The organism is Comamonas brasiliensis, from assembly GCF_018292285.1.
In the GTDB taxonomy this organism is placed as follows: Bacteria; Pseudomonadota; Gammaproteobacteria; order Burkholderiales; family Burkholderiaceae_C; genus Comamonas; species Comamonas brasiliensis.
In genome coordinates this window covers 109,148-125,857 of record NZ_JAANES010000007.1, presented here as the reverse complement: position 1 = coordinate 125,857, position 16,710 = coordinate 109,148, and the positions used below count along the sequence as shown (strand labels likewise).

Below are 16,710 nucleotides of genomic sequence, written 5' to 3'. Positions count from 1 at the left end.
CGCGGGATACTTGCCGCTTCGATTTTTCGCATGCGCAAGTCAGCAATGGCCAACTTTGACAGTATTCAGCAACGCGAGACAGGCTTGCAGCAGCACCTGAACTCCGCCCAGATGACCATGATCGCCATCGGTGGCGCCATCGGTACCGGCCTCTTCATGGGCAGCGCCTTTGCCATCGGCTTTGCCGGCCCCAGCGTGCTCATCAGCTACGCCATCGGCGCCTTCATCGGCCTGCTGCTCATGGGATGCCTGGCCGAGATGACCGTGGCCCACCCCACCTCGGGCTCCTTCGGCGCCTATGCCGAGCACTACATCAGTCCGCTGGCCGGCTTTGTGGTGCGCTATGCCTACTGGGGGGCCGTGGTGCTGGCCGTGGGCATGGAGGTCACGGCCGTGGGCAAGTACATGGCTTACTGGTTCCCGGCCGTGGACCCATGGATCTGGGTGGCGCTGTTCTCGGTCCTGCTGGCCGCCGTCAACGCCACCAGCGTCAAGGCCTTCGGTCAGGTCGAATACTGGTTCTCCATGGTCAAGGTGATTGCCATCGTGGCCTTTATCCTGATCGGCGCCTATGTGGTCTTCGGCACCCGGCCCGAGGGCGTGGGTTTCGACAACTACTTTGTCGACGGCGGCTTCTTCCCCAACGGCTGGTGGGGCACCTGGGTGGGCGTGATCGTGGCCATCTTCAGCTATCTGAGCCTGGAGTCCATTGCCATTGCTGCCGGCGAAGCCCAGAACCCCAAGCAGGCCGTGACCCGTGCCTTCCGCACCACGGTGCTGCGCCTGGTGCTGTTCTATCTGCTGTCGCTGGCACTGATGCTGGCCATCGTGCCCTGGAGCCATGCGGGCACGGACAAGAGCCCGTTCGTCAAGGTGATGGAGATTTTGCAGATTCCCGGCGCGGCCGCGGCCCTCAACTTCGTGGTGCTGCTGGCGTCGCTGTCGGCCATGAACAGCCAGCTCTACGTCACCTCGCGCATGATGTTCAGCCTCTCGCGCGGCGGCTATGCCCCCAAGGGACTGAGCAAGCTCAGCAAAAGCGGCGTGCCGCTGGGCGCGATTGCCGTCTCCTGCCTGGGCATGGCCGTGGCCATGGTGCTCAACGTGCTCAAGCCCGAGCAGTCGCTGGAGCTGATGATGTCGATCGCCATGTTCGGTGCCATGTTTGCCTGGTTCATGGTGTTCGTGACCCATCTGTTCTTCCGCCCGCGCTGGCAGCGCGAGCATCCTGGCCAGAGGCTGGAGTTCCGCATGTGGGGCTTTCCCGTGCTGACCCTGATCGGGGCGCTGCTGATGGCGGGCGTGATCGTCACCACGCTGTTTACCAAGGAGTTCCACACCACCGTGCTGGTGGGCGTGCCGTTTCTGATCGTGCTGGTGCTGGTCTATGCTCTTTGGTATAGAAAGAAGAAGGTCACCCCCTGAGCGGCTTTGCCTTGGCGGCCCCACCGCTTCCCCCTCTCTCTGCGCGCTGTGCGCTACGGGAGGGGGACGACACCATCGCTGCGGGGCGGCCCTTGCTTGGTGTCCCCTGTTTAGCCCGCTACTCACCACTTATGACACGCCAGATCTGGGATATTTCTCCTGCCATCCATCCTGCCGCACCGGTGTTTCCGGGCGACACGCCCTATAGCCAGGAATGGGTGGCCAACATTGGCCCGGGCTGCCCGGTCAATGTCAGTGCCATTCATCTCTCGCCCCATGTGGGCGCGCATGCCGATGCGCCGCTGCACTACGATCCGCAGGGCGCAGCCATCGGTGCCGTCGATCTGGATGCCTTTCTCGGCCCCTGCCGCGTGATCCACGCCATAGGCTGCGGGCCGCTGATCGAATGGCGCCACATCGCGCACGCCATCGATGCCGGCCTGCCCGCGCGGGTGCTGGTGCGCACCTACGAGAAAGCGCCCACCGGCTGGGATGCCGACCTCGCCGCCTATGCCCCCGAGACCGTGCAAAAGCTGGCCGACCTGGGCGTCAAGCTGATCGGCATAGACACTGCCAGCATCGACCCCGCCAGCAGCAAGAGCCTGGACAGCCATATGGTGATCCGCCAGCGCGGCCTGCGCGTGCTGGAGAACCTGGTGCTTGACGAGGTCAGCGAGGGTGACTATGAGCTGATCGCTCTGCCGCTCAAGCTCACCGAAGCCGATGCCTCGCCGGTGCGTGCCGTGTTGCGCAGCCTGCGCTGAAGCGCTGGGCGCAAAGAAACCGATGTCCTCGCTGCGAGGCGGCCGGGCCGCCCCGGTCTCGGACACAATAAGCGGTTCCCGGTCCCGCCAGATTTGAATCAAAACCCGCTTCAGCGCAGACACAATCAGCGTCAGAAGCTATCAAAATGAGAGAAGGAAGACAATGACCACTTTGCAGGACTGCCAGGCTCTGGACGCCCAGGACCCGCTGCGCGCGCTGCGCGAACGCTTTGCCCTGCCCCAGGGCGTGATCTACCTGGACGGCAATTCTCTGGGCGCCCAGCCCAAGGCCGCCGCCGCGCGCGCGGCCGAAGTGGTGACGCAGGAATGGGGCCAGGACCTCATCACCTCCTGGAACAAGGCCGGCTGGATCACGCTGCCCGAGCGCCTGGGCAACCAGTTCGCCCCCTGGCTGGGCGTGGGCCAGGGCGAGCTGGTGTTCACCGACACCACCTCCATCAATCTCTACAAGGTGCTGAGCGCTGCCGCGCGCATCGCCCGCGAAGATGCGCCCGGCCGCAAAAAGCTGATCAGCGAGCGCAGCAACTTCCCGACCGACCTCTATATCGCCCAGTCCGTCTGCCAGGAATACGGCCTGGAGCTGGTGCTGCTCGAGCCCGAGGAAATCGCCGGCGCGCTGCAGACCGACGTGGCGATCTCCATGCTCACCCATGTCAACTACCGCACGGGTGCCATGCACGATATGGCAGCCGTCACGGCTGCCGCCCATGCCAAAGGCATTCTCTGCGTCTGGGATCTGTGCCATAGCGCAGGTGCCGTGCCCGTGGACCTCAAGGGCGCCGATGCCGACTTCGCCGTGGGCTGCAGCTACAAATACCTCAACGGCGGCCCCGGCGCACCGGCCTTTGTCTGGGCACATCCACGCCTGATCAACCGCTTCTGGCAGCCGCTGTCGGGCTGGTTCGGCCACGCCGAGCCTTTCAAGTTCGTGCCCGACTACCACCCCGCCCAGGGCATCCAGCGCTATCTCTGCGGCACCCAGCCCATGATCAGCATGAGCGTGCTGCAATGCGGCATCGACATCTACACCGAGGCCGAGACTTTCGGCGGCATGGCCGCGCTGCGCAAGAAATCGCTGGCGCTGACCGATCTGTTCATCCAGCTCGTGGAAGAACGCTGCCAGGGCCACGGCCTGGGTCTGGCGACACCGCGCGAGCATGCAGCACGCGGCTCCCAGGTCTGCCTGACCCGGGAAGAAGGCCTGGGCCTGGACGGCCAGAACAGCGGTGCCTACGCCATTGTCCAGGCGCTGATCGCACGCGGCGTGATCGGCGACTTCCGCAAGGGCGACGGCGGCACGGGCAAGCACAAGGACATTCTGCGCTTCGGCTTCACACCGCTGTATGTGGGCTTTGCCGATGTCTGGAACGCCGTCGAGCATCTGCGCCAGGTGCTGGAATCGGGCGAATGGCAACGGCCCGAGTTCAATACCGTGCATGCGGTGACCTGAGGCTTGCGGCCCAGGCACGGGCCGGTCGGCACCCGGTCAGGCCCGTGCCCAGCTCCAATTGAGTACGCCCATCAGCGCCACGGCAGCCAAGGCCAGCATCAGCACGCTTTGCTGCACCCAGCGCCGCTGATCAGCCCCCTGCGCCAGCAGTTGCACGGCCATCTCCACCTTGCCGGGCGAAGCCATGAGCAGCAGCGAGGCACTGACGTTGTGCACGGCCATGAATGGCAGCAGCGGCGCGCCCAGCGCACGGGCGATCTCGGCCTGCGTGGCCGCAAACATGGCATTGGCCCCGGTGTTGGAGCCGGTCACGAAGCCACCCAGCGCTCCCACAAACGGTGCGGCCACCAGATACAGCGGCCCGCTGCCGGCCAGCGCCTGCGCCAGTTGCGCGGCCATGCCCGAAACCGCCATCAGCACGCCCAGCACAATGAACAGCGCCGTGACCGGTGCCACCTGCAGCCAGGAGCGCCAGACCTTTGCCAGCGATGGGCGCGCCGGCCGGCCGCGTGTGAAAAAAACCGCAGCCACCAGCAGCCACAGTCCCGGCGAAGCCAGCCCATGCCAGGCAGCGGGCAGATCCAGGGCGCGCAGCAGCGCTGCCGCCGCCAGCACGCCGCCCAGCAGCAGCGCATAGGCGGCCAGCGCTCGCCGCCCCGGTGCGCTCAAGGGTGGCTTGTCCGCGTCCGCTTGCGACACGCGCAGGCGCAGCAGATGCCAGCCCACCACCAGCAACGCCCCGAGCGCCCCTGCGGGTGCCGTGCCGGCCAGGGTATTCATCAGAGCCACGGCCGCCGTCAGCAACAGACCCGACAGCAGGCCCTGCAGCAGCGCCGGCCAGCGACGACCCGGCGCACTCGCCAGAGCCGCCGCCGCCATGCCGGTGATGACAAACGGAATCACGCTGACCAGGGCCGAAGCCTGACCCAGCTCCTTGAACGGCAGACCCGCCATGGTGGCCGCCACCAGCGTCCCCGGCCCCATGGAGCCCCAGGGCACGGCGCAAAGGCCCAGCAGACCGATGAGCACCACCTTGCGAGGCGGCAAACCGAAGTGCGCGAGCAGCGGAATGCCGATGGTCACGCCCACGCCGAAGCCGGTGACCGACTCGGCAAACGGCGTGATGCCATGCACCACCAGCAGCACGGCGCCCGTGCCACTGCCGGCCCTGGCCAGCAGCCAGTCGGCCAGGGCCTTCTGCGCTCCCGACGCGCGCAGCACCTCGGACAGCAGCAGCCCGCCCCCAACGATCAGCAGCACTTCCAGCAGCACCGGCGCCCAGTGCATGCCCGCGGCCAGCCATGTTGAAGCGGGCTGCGCGAAGGCTGCAGCAATCACCAGCAGCGCCACCACCACGCCCAGCGCTGCGGCATGCAGCGAGCGCCAGCCCGCCAGCAGGACGGCGATGACGGTGGCCACGGGCAAGGCACTGATAAACATGTACATTGCATTCATCCTCGAAAAATAATTTCCTATACGCAAAATTATTTTCTCATAGGAAAATTCTCAACACAAGAACAGACGCCATGAAAAGGAGCCGGACTTGAACTCCACCACCGCATCGCAGGCATCGGAGCAGGATGCGCTTTTCGGCGCCGCCGTCCGCGCACGCCGCGCCCAGCTGGGCATCACACTGGATCAGCTGGCCCAGGCCAGCGGCGTCTCACCGGGCGCGCTGTCGCGTGTGGAGCGCGGCCTGCTGGCCACCAGCCTGCGCAATGCCATGGCGATTGCACAAGGTCTGGGCTGCGAGCTTGGCGAGCTGGTGCAAAGCGCACCCAGCGCGCAGATCACGCGCGCCGGCGAGAATCTGCGCTTTGTCGACGAGGCCAGCGGCGTGGAGCGCCTGGCCCTGGCCAGCCCCAGCGCGGGTGTGAACCTCGTGCATTACCGCTTTCCGCCGCATGCGGTCTCCAGCCATTTCGCGGCCCATCGCGCAGGCACGCGCGAGGTCTTTCATGTGCTGGAAGGCAGCATCGAAGTCTTCACCGCCCAGGAGCAGGTGCTGCTGCACGCGGGCGACACGGCCACGCTGGTGGTGGACAGCGAGCACCGGCTGGCCAACGCCTCGGGCCAACCCGCACGTTTGTTGCTGCTGGTGCTGTCGCCGCTCTGAAGCGCTGCCGCCTGTCGCCTCTCAATAGTCGCCTCTCAATAGGCGCTGTCGGCCAGCGAGGCCCACAGGTGCGCGGCCACCAGCGCGCGCCAGGGCTTGAACTGTTCCAGCCAGTCGCTGGCGGCCCGCGCATCGGGCTTGTCGCTGCCGGTAAGCAGACCGATGGCCCGGCGCACCGCCACATCTCCGTGCAGACTGCCGTCGGGCCAGCCATAACCGCGCAGCAAGGTGTAGTTCACCGTCCACGGCCCGATGCCCTTGACCGCCACCAATTGCGCCGAAGCAGCGGCCACATCCTGCTCCTGCCACTGGCCAGCGGCGCTGCGGGCGGCCCAGTCGTCCAGCGGCAGCTGCCCCTCGGCAACGGCCTGGGCCACGGCCAGCAGGGTCTGGGCCTTGGCCTGGGAAAAGCCCGCGCCGCGCAGCGCGTCCAGCTCCAAGGCTGCCACGCGCTGAGCATCGGGATAGGCATGCAGCGCCGGCATGCCCCCTTCTTGCGCCAGCGGCTCGCCTGCCAGCGCGATCAGCTTGCGCCGCAGCGAAACCGCCACGGCCACCGTGATCTGCTGGCCGGTGATGGCCCAGGTCAGCGCCTCGAAGGGCGTGGGCGAGCCGGGTACATGCAGGCCGGCCTGGCGCGACAGCAGCGCGCCCAGCTCGGGGTGGTCGCCATGCGCCATCTCCAGCTGGCCGGGCGCGTAGATCAGCCCCAGCATGCGTTTCACCATGGCCTGCAGCGCGGCCCGGTCTGCCTCGGCGGGCTCTGCCTGCGCTGCATGCAAGCTGGCCTGCACCTGTCCGCTCTGCCATTGCAGCTGCAGCAAGGCGGGGCTGTGCTTCCACATGATGGCCTTGCGCAGGCTGCGCGCGCCGGCATCGACCCGCTCGGCCAGTTGCTGCTCGTCGCGATCATGGAAATGCACGAATTCGTCAAAGCGGTAACGCGCGGGCAGGGCAATGGAGACTTCAAGCAGCATGCGGTTTTCTATCACAGCGGGCTGCACCGGAGCGCGCCTGTGCTTCATTCATTAAATTCATAGCTTCTATCGCTCATCAATCAATGATTTCAGATAGATATCTATCCAAAAACGTTGAATAGCATGCGATAGCAGCTCTCTTTAAGAGAGCTTGAGCTGGGCCTGCTGGGCCTCGCGCAGCAGCAGCGCACGCTTGCGCTCCACGCCCCAGCGATAGCCCGAGATGCTGCCGTCGTTGCGCAGCACACGGTGACAGGGCACGGCCACGGCAATCGGATTGGCCGCCACCGCGCTGGCCACGGCCCGCGTGGCGCTGGGCTGGCCCAGATGCCGGGCCAGCTCGCTGTAGCTGACGGTCTGCCCGGCGGGAATGCTCTGCAGCGCCTGCCAGACGCGCTGCTGAAACGCCGTGCCCTGAATATCCAGCGGCAGGGCCAGCCCCAGCCGGGGCTGCTCCATCAGGGCCACCACCTGGGCCACGGTCTGTTCATACCGGGCATCGGCCCCGATCAGCTGCGCCGCCGCAAAACGCCGCTGCAGATCGTCGACCAGCGCATGCGGGTCATCGCCCAGCAGCACGCAGCACACGCCCTTGTCGGTGCTGGCCACCAGCAGGCTGCCCAGCGAGCATTCGGCCAGGGCAAAGCGGATGCGCTGGTCCTGGCCACGCCTGCGATAGGACTGGGGCGCCATGCCCAGCATGGCCGGCGCATCCTTGTAGAAGCTGCTGCTGGCTTCGTAGCCGCTCAGATAGGCCGCGTCAGTGACCGAATCGCTGGCCTCCTGCGCCAGCGCGGCACGCACGTGCCTGCCGCGATGGGCCTTGGCATAGGCCTTGGGCGTCAGCCCCGTGGCACGCTTGAAGCTTCTGTGCAGCTGCCAGGGGCTGAGCCCCAGCCGCTGGGCCAGCTCATCCAGCGCGGGCATGGGCTCTTCGCTCTCCAGCCATCGGCAGCACAGGACCATGCGCTCATCGATTGGCGGGTTGGCGGCGGCTGTAGAGGGCAGAGGACTGGACATGGCTTGAATCTCGGCTGAGTGCGTTTTCCGTCACGGGTCTGTGACTGGCCTGACTTTACGCAAAGCTTTGGCAGCTTGCATCCACGTTCTTGCAGGCTTTGCGGGCCCGGATTCGGTTACGCTGCGCGCACCGATCCAACAAACATGATTTCACCATGACGAACGAATCCTCCGGCTGCCCTCTGCATGGCGGCGCAGCCATCGTCCGCGACGAGAAAGCCCAGCTCGACTTCAGCCGCGACATGAGCTATGGCGACTATCTGCATCTGGACCAGATTCTCACGGCCCAGCACCCGCTGTCGCCGGCCCATGACGAGATGCTGTTCATCGTGCAGCACCAGACCAGCGAGCTGTGGATGAAGCTGATGCTGCACGAGGTGCGCGCGGCCACCGCCGCCATTGCCAATGCCTCGGGCGCGACCAAGCCCGATGCCTTCAAGATGCTGGCGCGCGTCTCGCGCATCATGGAGCAGCTGGTCAGCGCCTGGACCGTGCTGTCCACCATGACGCCGCCCGAATACTCGGCCATGCGCCCCTATCTGGCCAACTCCAGCGGCTTCCAGAGCTACCAGTACCGCTGCATCGAGTTCGCGCTGGGCAACAAGAACGCGGCCATGCTCCAGCCCCACGCGCATCGCTCGGACCTGCTGGCCCAGGTACAGGCTGCCTACGAATCGCCATCGCTGTACGACGTGGCCCTGCAACTGCTGGCGCGAGAAGGTATCGCCGTGCCTGCCGACCGCCTGCAGCGCGACTGGACCCAGCCCTATGAAGCCAGTGAGGGCGTCAAGCAGGCCTGGATCACCGTCTACCGCGATCCGCACAAGCACTGGGATCTGTACCAGCTGGGCGAAAAGCTGGCCGATATCGAAGACGCCTTCCGTCTCTGGCGCTTCCGCCACCTGACCACGGTGGAGCGCGTCATCGGCTTCAAGCGCGGCACGGGCGGCACCGGCGGCGTGAGCTACCTCAAGAAGATGCTGGACGTGGTACTGTTTCCCGAGATCTGGAGCCTGCGCACCGAGCTGTAAGCGGGTCCGGCCATCGCCACTCAGGCTGCCCCTGCTGCTCTTTCGTGACAGCGCGGGCAGCCTGAATTATTTAGGCTCCGTGCAAAACCTAACATCACAACTAACTGCCCATGCCTTCCGATCACAGCGCCGCCGAGGCTGCGCCGAACCCCAGCCCGAAGCCCGACTCCTCCGCCTGGGCCATGCTGGTCTGCCTGCTCACGGGCTTTGCACTGAGCCAGGCCTTTCGCACGGTCACCTCCATCATCGCCGACGGTCTGCGCACGGACTTTGGCCTCTCCGCGCAGTCCCTGGGCTCGTTTGCCGGGCTGTTTGCGCTGTCCTTCGGCGTGGCGCAGCTGCTCATGGGCATAGGCATGGATATCTACGGCCTGCGCCGCACCGTGCTGCTGGCCTTTCCGCTGTCGATTGCGGGGGCTGCGCTGTCCGCACTGGCACCCAGCTATTCCTGGCTGATGCTGGGCCAGTTGCTGATCGGCGTGGGCTGCTCGCCCGCCTTTCTGGCCAGCACCATGTTCATCGCCCGCCACTTTCCGGCCGATAAATTTGCCTATCTTTCGGGCATAGGCCTGGGTCTGGGCGGACTGGGCCTGCTGTTCACCGGCACGCCCATGGCCTGGCTGGTGCAGCATCTGGGCTGGCGTGCCGGCTTTGCGCTGCTGGCGGTGCTGAGTGTGTTGTCCTGGCTGCTGATCTTCTTCAAGGTGCACGAGCCCGAGCTGCCCGGCGACGCCCTGCCCAAGCCCGGTTTCATGCAGGCGCTGCAAGGTTTCGGCAGCCTGCTGCTGCTGCCCCACACCTGGGGTATCGTGCTGCTGGGCATGGTCAGCTATGCCTCGTTTCTCACCGTGCGCGGCCTCTGGCTCAGCCCCATGCTGATGGACCGCTACCAGTTCTCCCTGGTCACCACCGGCAACGTGGCCCTGGCCTGCTCCGTCATTTCACTGTTCGTGCCCTCCATGTTCGGCCGACTCGATCCGGGACCTGCCAGACGCCGCCAGCGCATCGCACGCTTTGCGCTGCTCATGGCCGGCATTTTTGTGGCCCTGGCCCTGGTCCACCAGTCCGTGGGCAGCGTGGTTCTGCTGCTGGTCATGAGTGTGCTTTCGGGCTACGGCACGCTGATCTATGCCGATGTGCGCTCCTCCTACCCGCCGGCCACGACGGGACGCGCCCTGTCCATCTTCACCATGGCCATGTTTCTCGGAGCCGCACTCATGCAGTGGCTGTCGGGCCTCGTCGCGGGAGTTGCAGAGCGCCAGAATGCCGACATCTACCAGGCCGTCATGCTGATGATTGCCGCCATGCTTGGTGGCGGCGTGCTGGCCTACCGGGTCATCAAGCCCTCGCCAATGCTGCTCAAGGCCGATCACTAGAGCACTGCTGGCGCAGCGCTGGAAGCTGCGCCCGCGCTAGAGCGCGTTCTCGTAGAGCCAGGGCACATCCATAATGCGCCCCCCCAGAGCGCGCAGCGACAGATCGCGTCCCCAGCGCAGCGGCCCTGTCGCATGGAAGATGCGGCCATTGCGCAGCGAGCGTTCCTGCACCCTGGCATTGCGCTGCCAGCGATTGAGCGCATAGCGCCGCAGCCGCAGGCTGACATCAAGATCATGCATGGACAGAGCGCTTTGCAACTCGGCCGCATCCTCGATGGCCATGCCGGCGCCCTGGGCCAGATAGGGACGCATGGGATGGGCGGCGTCGCCGAGCAAGGCCACCAGCCCCTGTGCCATCTGGGCCTGTGACGACAGCGGCTGGCGGTCGGCCACCGGCCACAAGCGCCATTCGCCGCCCCCGCCGGGCACATGCTGCACCAGATCCTGCAGATAGCCACAAGTGCCCTGAAGATGCTGCAGCAGATCGGGCAGATTGGCGGAATGGTCCCAGTGGTCGAGATCCTCAGGCGCCGGACCCTGGACGATGATCACCAGATTCTGCAGCTCGCCCCGGCGTACGGGGTACTGAATCGCGTGCAGCTGCGGCCCCAGCCATGCCGTGACCTCGCTGGTGCGCAAGCGCTTGGGCAGATTGGCCTGATGCACCATGGCACGATAGGCCAGATGTCCTGTCACTCGCGGAGGTCCGTCGCCCAGCATCTGGGCCCGCATGGCACTGCGCACGCCGTCGGCTCCGATCAGGGCATCGCCCTCGATGAGCTTGCCGGAGCTGGTGCGGATGGTGACCACGCCGTCCTGCTCGCTGTAGCTGCTGACGGCCTGGTTGAGGTTGAGGTGAACCTCGGCCAGACCCTGCAGGGTCTCCAGCAGGATCCCGTGCAGATCGGCGCGATGAATCGTGAGATAGCTGGCCCCGTAGCGCTGCACCATATCAACGCCCAGTGGCAAACGGCCCAACTCCTGCCCTGTCACGGCACTGCAGGCACGCAAGGCCTGGGGGGATGCCACGACCTGCTGCAAGGATCGCTGCAGCCCCCAGGCCTGAAGACGGCGCACCACATTGGGCCCGAGTTGAATGCCGGCCCCGACTTCCGAAAACTGCGCGGCACGCTCGAACAAACGTACCCCCCAGTCGGCACGTACCGCCCCTATGGCTGCGGCCAGACCACCGATACCGCCACCTGCAATCAACACCTGCTTGTTCATGGACTCTTATTGTGCCGCCTAGTCAGCTGCATCGACGAGAACTCCGATTTGCGCTGCCGCAAACTTTGCCCCATGAAAAAAGCCCGCCAAGGCGGGCTCTTTCAACGTGCGCAAGCAGATCAAATAGCGAACTTTTCACGGTCCTGGTCTGCAATCCACTTTGGTGGCTTGCCGCGGCCGGTCCAGGTCTGACCCGTTGCAGGATCACGATACTTGGGAGCCACCTTGGCGCCAGCATTGGCGGAAGAGCGCGCGCGAGCGGGAGGGAAAACATCTTCAGCAGTCAAGCCGTACTCAGCAATCAGGCCACGAACCTTGCTCACGGCTTCGGCCAGTTCACGCGAACGAGCTTCGTTGATTTGCTGCTCCAGCTCTTCTCTCTGCTTCAGGAGTTCCTTGTAAGTGCTCATGATTTGCGCTTCTCGGTTGATTAAAGTGGATTCATTATAAATGCGGTAATTTCAAATTCATCTTTTTCCGAGTAAGCAAAAACCACAATTCACAATATTTTATAAAATGCAACCATGTGTTAATAAATAGCCATTCTCTCTGGGTAAGCGCCAATATCCTGTCAATGCGCTTGCCATCCATATCAACGACTACCAATATCCAGCCGCTAGACCAGACCTTCTCGGCCAGAACGGGCAAATGACCGCTTTCGGCGAGGCATAAACCGGCCAGCGCGTTATAGATGGCTTTGTCTTCATCGGGCAATACCCGAATCGCCAGTCTTGTCTTCAATTCGGCGACAGGCATCAGATCAGCCAGGCCCCGTCCTCTCTTCGGGTTGCCCAGGCCTTGGCGTCCTCTACGGAGCGAAGCTCTGCGGTAATCGCCTCCAGCAAATCAGGTGGCGTCATGATGCCCTGAACCACGCCATATTCATCGACCACAAACACCACGCGTCCTGTTTTGGCGCGCAGTTGCTCAAGCAGCTCCATCCGGGTCAGGGTTTCAGGCAGGAACGCAGAAGCCAGCACATGCTCTCTCAGCAGGTCGCTTGATCTCTCGCCCAGCGCCAGCATCCTGGGCACGCTGAGATGCCCAGCACCTCATCCAGCGAACCGCTGGCATACCGGATACCAGGAATGCCCGCCCATCGCCCTGCCTTCGGCGCAGGCCAGCAAGCCTCGGATATCGTCATTCCGACACCCAGTCAATGCACATCGGCGTGATGGACCATTAAATATGTGAGAGACCTATCGTCTAAATGCAAAACATCTTGCACCATCTGGTGCTCATGCGTCTCAATCAAACTCGCTTGGTGCCCTCTTCCAAACTGGCCCCGATTTCCTGCTCGATCACCGCCGTGCTGGCAGATTCATTAATACTGAGCAGGGTCAAGATGACAGGCGTAGAAAATGCCAACAAACGCACAAAGGGCTTTGCAACATGGGCAACCCGGGCCACAAGTCGCTGCGCCAATACCGAAACCGGCTTGGGATGGAGCTGCCCTATACGCGTTGGAACCAGTTCGCCTAAGATAATCGTTATAAATGTAATAGCAGTTACGACGATAGACGTTGCCGAAATGGCGAAAACCCTTTCCGATATTCCCGGCGATACCAGCCAAACTGCCAGCCCTTCGCTGAAGGCAGCCTCGCCCAAATGCCGTTGCGCAGCCCGATGAAAGTAATCCCCACTTGCACGGACGACAGAAATTGCGTGGGGTTATCGAGCAGTTCCAGCGCATCCTGCGCGCCCTTGCCCCGCCTGCGCCAAAGCCAGCAATCTGGCCTTGCGACTGGAGGTCAATGCCGATTCCGACATTGCAAACACCCGTTTGAGCAGCGCCAGCAATGCAATCAGCAGAAAATCCATGACTCGTCCATCAGAAAGAAGACCATGGCACTTTACTGTATCGGGGACATTCAGGGCTGCGACGACGCTTTCGAGCGCTTATTGCAGACCGTTGATTTCTCCGCAAGTCGGGACACACTTTATGTGCTCGGCGACCTTGTCAATCGCGGCCCCAAATCCGCCGAAGTATTACGCCGCTGCATGCAGGCCGGCGATGCCATGCGCCCGCTGCTCGGCAATCACGACCTCCATCTGCTGGCCGCAGCCCAGGGTCTGCGCCGCCAAAGCAAGCGCGACACATTGGCCCAGGTTCTGAGCGCACCCGACTGCGATACTCTGCTGCACTGGCTGCGCCAGCAGCCCCTGGCTCGCCTGCATGCCAATGCCTCGGGCGAGCAGCTGCTCATGGTGCATGCCGGCGTGCTGCCCGCATGGAGCGTGCAGGACGTCACAGCCTTGAGCGCCGAAGTCGAGACCGTGCTGCAATCCGCCGGGCACGCGCGCTTTTTGCAGAACATGTACGGCAACCAGCCCGATCGCTGGTCCGCCGAGCTGCAAGGCGACGACCGGCTGCGCTGCGTCGTCAACGCCTTTACCCGTCTGCGCTTTTGCAGTGCCGACGGCGTCATGGACTTCGAGAGCGCGGAATCCGCCGATCAGGCGCCTGAAGGCCTGATGCCCTGGTTCGATGTGCCGGGGCGGCTCACGGCCGGTACGCCCATGGCTTTCGGCCACTGGTCCACGCTGGGCCATGTCAACCGGCCCGATCTGATGGCCATGGATACCGGCTGCGTCTGGGGCGGCTGCCTCAGCATGATGAAAATCGGCGAGCGCATGGACGAACGAGAGCTGATACAGCTGCAGTGTCCGCAAGCCCAGGTACCCGGCGCCAAGGGATAGGGCAAAGAAAAACGCCTGCATATGGCAGGCGTTTTTCTGGGGCGATCACCGTGCGCTCAGGAAGCCACGACAGGCGCTCTGAACAAGGCCGCGACCTTGCGCTTGGGCTTGATGCTCGCGCTCTTGACCGGGGCGACATGCTTGCTGTCCCAGGATGCGGTCTCGGCCACGCTGCTGGCCTCATAGGGCTTGTCGAAGAAGGGATCCACGTTGACAGGGCGCTGGGCCATGCGCGATGGGCGGTGCGCATAGCCGCCACGGGGCGCTGCATCGAACTCGCGTTCGCGACGCGGACGATATTCCTCATCGCTGCGGCTGCGACGTGCCGGACGGAAGTCCTGCATGGGCGCGGGTTCCACGTCGATCTTCTTCTTGGTGAGCTTTTCGATGTCGGCCACATTGCGGCTGTCATGGTCGGTCACCAGGGTCACGGCCAGACCCGATGCGCCGGCGCGACCGGTACGGCCGATGCGGTGCACATAGTCTTCGGCGTTGAAAGGCACGTCGTAGTTGAACACGGCGGGCACGTCCTTGATGTCCAGACCGCGCGCGGCCACATCGGTACAGACCAGCAGATCCACTTCACCGGCCTTGAAGGCTTCCAGCGCCTTCAGGCGTTCGTCCTGGCTCTTGTCTCCATGCAGTGCGGCGGCGCGCAGGCCGTCACGCTCCAGGGCACGCGTCAGGCGCGCACAGCCCAGCTTGCTGTTGGAGAAGATGAAGGCCTGGCGAATGTCGCGCTCCTTGAGCACGGAACGAATCGCATAGCGCTTGTCGTCATCCGTGACCTTGTAGAAGCGCTGCTCCACCGTGGATGCCGTCTCGTTGGGACGAGCCACCTCGATGGTCACGGGGTCCTGCAGATAGCTGCCGGCCAGACGCTTGATCTCGGGCGAGAACGTGGCCGAGAACAGCAGCGTGGTACGGCTCTTGGGCAGATAGGAGAGGATGCGCTGCAGATCGGGCAGAAAGCCGATATCCAGCATGCGATCGGCCTCGTCCAGCACCACGTATTCCACCTGGTTGAGCACCACATTCTTGGCTTCGATGTGGTCCAGCAGACGGCCGGGCGTGGCCACCAGCACCTCGACGCCTTTTTTCAGCTCGATGGTCTGGGGCTTCATGTCCATGCCGCCAAACACCACGGTGCTGCGCAGCTTGGTGTGCTTGGCGTACAGGGCGATCTGTTGTGCCACCTGATCGGCCAGCTCACGCGTGGGCAACAGCACCAGGGCGCGCACCGGATGGCGGGCAGGCGACGCGGAAGCGTTTTCATGGCGCATCAGGCGCTGCAGCAGGGGCAGGGAGAAAGCCGCCGTCTTGCCTGTGCCGGTCTGGGCTGCGCCCATGACGTCCTTGCCGGTCAATACCACCGGAATGGCCTGCGCCTGAATCGGAGTCATGGACTCATAGCCCATGTCGGCCACTGCGCGTGCCAGGGGCTCAGCCAAGTGAAGATTGGAGAAAGAGCTTGTCATTGAGGGCGTTATTGTCGCACCGAGTGGGTTTTTCGCGTTGGCTTTGTGATTTTCTGCAGACGGAAAGCCTTCGCCCCCTCTGTTTTCACGCTTTAGAAGCCTTGCCAATATCCCGTGCAATCTATCGGGATAACCCGGATTTTCACATTCTGCCGCCCCAAAAACAAAGGCGTGTGACAAAGCACACGCCTGCATCCGGGGGCTCGTGACTTACAGCGACTGGGCCGAGAAGGTGTCGCAGGCCCTGACGCTGCCGGTCTTGTAGCCCTGGGTGAACCAGCGCACACGCTGGGCGCTGGAGCCATGGGTAAAGCTGTCGGGACGCACCGTGCCCGTGGCTTCACGCTGCAGCTTGTCATCGCCGATCTGCTGGGCGGCATTCACGGCCGACTCGATATCGCCCTGCTCCAGCCAGCTCTTGGCCTGCTGCGACTTGTTGGCCCAGATGCCGGCCAGGCAGTCGGCCTGCAGTTCCAGGCGCACCGACATGGCGTTCTGCCGGGACTCGCTGATGCGGCCGCGCATGGCATCCACCTTGCCCGAGATACCGAGCAGGTTCTGCACATGGTGTCCCACCTCGTGGGCAATCACATAGGCACGCGCGAACTCCCCGGGCGCGCCCAGCTGGCGGCTCATGGTATTGAAGAAGTCCATGTCCAGATAGACCTTGCGGTCGCCCGGGCAGTAGAACGGCCCCATGGCCGACTGCCCCGTGCCGCAGGCCGTGGGCGTCACGCCCGTGAACAGCACCAGCTTGGGGTTCTGATACTGACCATTTTCCTCGCGGAAGATCTGGGTCCAGACATCCTCGGTCGAAGCCAGCACCGTGGAGACGAACTTGGCGCCCTGGTCGTCTGCTGCCGGACGATGCGCGGGCGCCTGCTGTACCTGGGGCGAGCCTCCACCGGAGAGCACGCCAATGGTGGTCAGCGGGTTGATGCCGAACACGCCCCAGCCAATCAGCGCCAGCACCACGGTGCCGATGCCGATGCTGCGGCCACCAATGGGGAAACCACCGCCGCCACCGTCTCCACGGCGGTCTTCGACGTTGTCCGACTCGCGGTTACCTTCCCATCTCATGGTGCTTTCTCCTTTGCTATGTTGCACGCGGCCTGCGCCGGGTGG

At 64.2% G+C, this 16,710-nt stretch carries 18 protein-coding genes; 7 read left to right on the top strand and 11 right to left on the bottom strand.

What is annotated here, in order from left to right:
* The first annotated feature begins 45 nt into the window (after positions 1-45).
* The 3 genes from DJFAAGMI_RS23095 (at position 46) to kynU (ending at position 3,660) form a co-directional block, all read left to right on the top strand.
* On the top strand, positions 46-1,425 hold the full coding sequence (locus DJFAAGMI_RS23095; protein WP_211459750.1) for an amino acid permease: 1,380 nt from the start codon (positions 46-48) through the stop codon (positions 1,423-1,425).
* Between the two features lie 131 nt (positions 1,426-1,556).
* Positions 1,557-2,189: an arylformamidase gene (gene kynB, locus DJFAAGMI_RS23090; protein WP_211459489.1), complete on the top strand. Its 633-nt coding sequence runs from the start codon at positions 1,557-1,559 to the stop codon at positions 2,187-2,189.
* A 163-nt stretch (positions 2,190-2,352) separates the two neighbouring features.
* Positions 2,353-3,660 (top strand): kynureninase, encoded by a 1,308-nt coding sequence (kynU, locus tag DJFAAGMI_RS23085; protein ID WP_211459479.1) that lies wholly within the window; start codon positions 2,353-2,355, stop codon positions 3,658-3,660.
* A 36-nt stretch (positions 3,661-3,696) separates the two neighbouring features.
* Here the strand turns inward: kynU and DJFAAGMI_RS23080 are convergent, their stop codons facing one another.
* The gene (locus tag DJFAAGMI_RS23080) at positions 3,697-5,106 is read right to left on the bottom strand and encodes an L-lactate permease (RefSeq protein WP_211459477.1); all 1,410 of its coding nucleotides are present in this window, start codon (positions 5,104-5,106) and stop codon (positions 3,697-3,699) included.
* A gap of 97 nt (positions 5,107-5,203) precedes the next feature.
* On the opposite strand from DJFAAGMI_RS23080, the gene DJFAAGMI_RS23075 reads away from it, so the two are divergent.
* Positions 5,204-5,776 carry a helix-turn-helix domain-containing protein gene (locus DJFAAGMI_RS23075; protein ID WP_043006940.1) on the top strand — a complete coding sequence of 191 codons (573 nt, stop codon included), beginning with the start codon at positions 5,204-5,206 and terminating at the stop codon, positions 5,774-5,776.
* A 35-nt stretch (positions 5,777-5,811) separates the two neighbouring features.
* Here DJFAAGMI_RS23075 and DJFAAGMI_RS23070 read toward each other — a convergent pair whose 3' ends face one another.
* Positions 5,812-6,801, bottom strand: a complete 990-nt coding sequence (locus DJFAAGMI_RS23070) for a DNA-3-methyladenine glycosylase 2 (RefSeq protein ID WP_211459475.1) — start codon at positions 6,799-6,801, stop codon at positions 5,812-5,814.
* Between the two features lie 93 nt (positions 6,802-6,894).
* Positions 6,895-7,773, bottom strand: coding sequence for a methylated-DNA--[protein]-cysteine S-methyltransferase (locus DJFAAGMI_RS23065; RefSeq protein ID WP_211459473.1), 879 nt, complete (start codon positions 7,771-7,773; stop codon positions 6,895-6,897).
* 155 nt (positions 7,774-7,928) lie between these two features.
* On the opposite strand from DJFAAGMI_RS23065, the gene kynA reads away from it, so the two are divergent.
* Both kynA and DJFAAGMI_RS23055 read left to right on the top strand, forming a co-directional pair.
* The gene (gene kynA, locus DJFAAGMI_RS23060; protein WP_043006945.1) at positions 7,929-8,804 is read left to right on the top strand and encodes a tryptophan 2,3-dioxygenase; all 876 of its coding nucleotides are present in this window, start codon (positions 7,929-7,931) and stop codon (positions 8,802-8,804) included.
* 110 nt (positions 8,805-8,914) lie between these two features.
* On the top strand, positions 8,915-10,180 hold the full coding sequence (locus tag DJFAAGMI_RS23055; protein ID WP_043006947.1) for an MFS transporter: 1,266 nt from the start codon (positions 8,915-8,917) through the stop codon (positions 10,178-10,180).
* Between the two features lie 36 nt (positions 10,181-10,216).
* Here DJFAAGMI_RS23055 and DJFAAGMI_RS23050 read toward each other — a convergent pair whose 3' ends face one another.
* The 6 genes from DJFAAGMI_RS23050 to DJFAAGMI_RS25205 all read right to left on the bottom strand — a co-directional run bounded on the left by DJFAAGMI_RS23050 (position 10,217) and on the right by DJFAAGMI_RS25205 (position 13,228).
* The gene (locus DJFAAGMI_RS23050) at positions 10,217-11,407 is read right to left on the bottom strand and encodes an FAD-dependent monooxygenase (RefSeq protein WP_211459471.1); all 1,191 of its coding nucleotides are present in this window, start codon (positions 11,405-11,407) and stop codon (positions 10,217-10,219) included.
* Positions 11,408-11,526: 119 nt separating this feature from the next.
* A complete protein-coding gene (locus tag DJFAAGMI_RS23045) occupies positions 11,527-11,817 on the bottom strand; it encodes an H-NS histone family protein (protein ID WP_003052529.1) in 291 nt (96 codons plus the stop codon).
* A gap of 34 nt (positions 11,818-11,851) precedes the next feature.
* Positions 11,852-12,163: a transporter associated domain-containing protein gene (locus DJFAAGMI_RS25220; RefSeq protein WP_349305265.1), complete on the bottom strand. Its 312-nt coding sequence runs from the start codon at positions 12,161-12,163 to the stop codon at positions 11,852-11,854.
* The gene (locus tag DJFAAGMI_RS25215) at positions 12,163-12,432 is read right to left on the bottom strand and encodes a CBS domain-containing protein (protein WP_349305272.1); all 270 of its coding nucleotides are present in this window, start codon (positions 12,430-12,432) and stop codon (positions 12,163-12,165) included. The genes DJFAAGMI_RS25220 and DJFAAGMI_RS25215 overlap by 1 nt, the downstream gene beginning before the upstream one ends.
* Before the next feature lie 226 nt (positions 12,433-12,658).
* Positions 12,659-13,015, bottom strand: a complete 357-nt coding sequence (locus tag DJFAAGMI_RS25210) for a CNNM domain-containing protein (RefSeq protein WP_349305264.1) — start codon at positions 13,013-13,015, stop codon at positions 12,659-12,661.
* A 63-nt stretch (positions 13,016-13,078) separates the two neighbouring features.
* Positions 13,079-13,228: a hypothetical protein gene (locus DJFAAGMI_RS25205; RefSeq protein ID WP_349305263.1), complete on the bottom strand. Its 150-nt coding sequence runs from the start codon at positions 13,226-13,228 to the stop codon at positions 13,079-13,081.
* 24 nt (positions 13,229-13,252) lie between these two features.
* Here DJFAAGMI_RS25205 and DJFAAGMI_RS23035 point away from each other — a divergent pair, with 24 nt between their 5' ends.
* On the top strand, positions 13,253-14,107 hold the full coding sequence (locus DJFAAGMI_RS23035; RefSeq protein WP_211459469.1) for a symmetrical bis(5'-nucleosyl)-tetraphosphatase: 855 nt from the start codon (positions 13,253-13,255) through the stop codon (positions 14,105-14,107).
* Between the two features lie 56 nt (positions 14,108-14,163).
* Here the strand turns inward: DJFAAGMI_RS23035 and DJFAAGMI_RS23030 are convergent, their stop codons facing one another.
* On the bottom strand, positions 14,164-15,585 hold the full coding sequence (locus DJFAAGMI_RS23030) for a DEAD/DEAH box helicase (RefSeq protein WP_043006953.1): 1,422 nt from the start codon (positions 15,583-15,585) through the stop codon (positions 14,164-14,166).
* A gap of 210 nt (positions 15,586-15,795) precedes the next feature.
* Positions 15,796-16,665 carry a KPN_02809 family neutral zinc metallopeptidase gene (gene ypfJ / locus DJFAAGMI_RS23025; RefSeq protein WP_043006955.1) on the bottom strand — a complete coding sequence of 290 codons (870 nt, stop codon included), beginning with the start codon at positions 16,663-16,665 and terminating at the stop codon, positions 15,796-15,798.
* Positions 16,666-16,710: the final 45 nt, after the last annotated feature.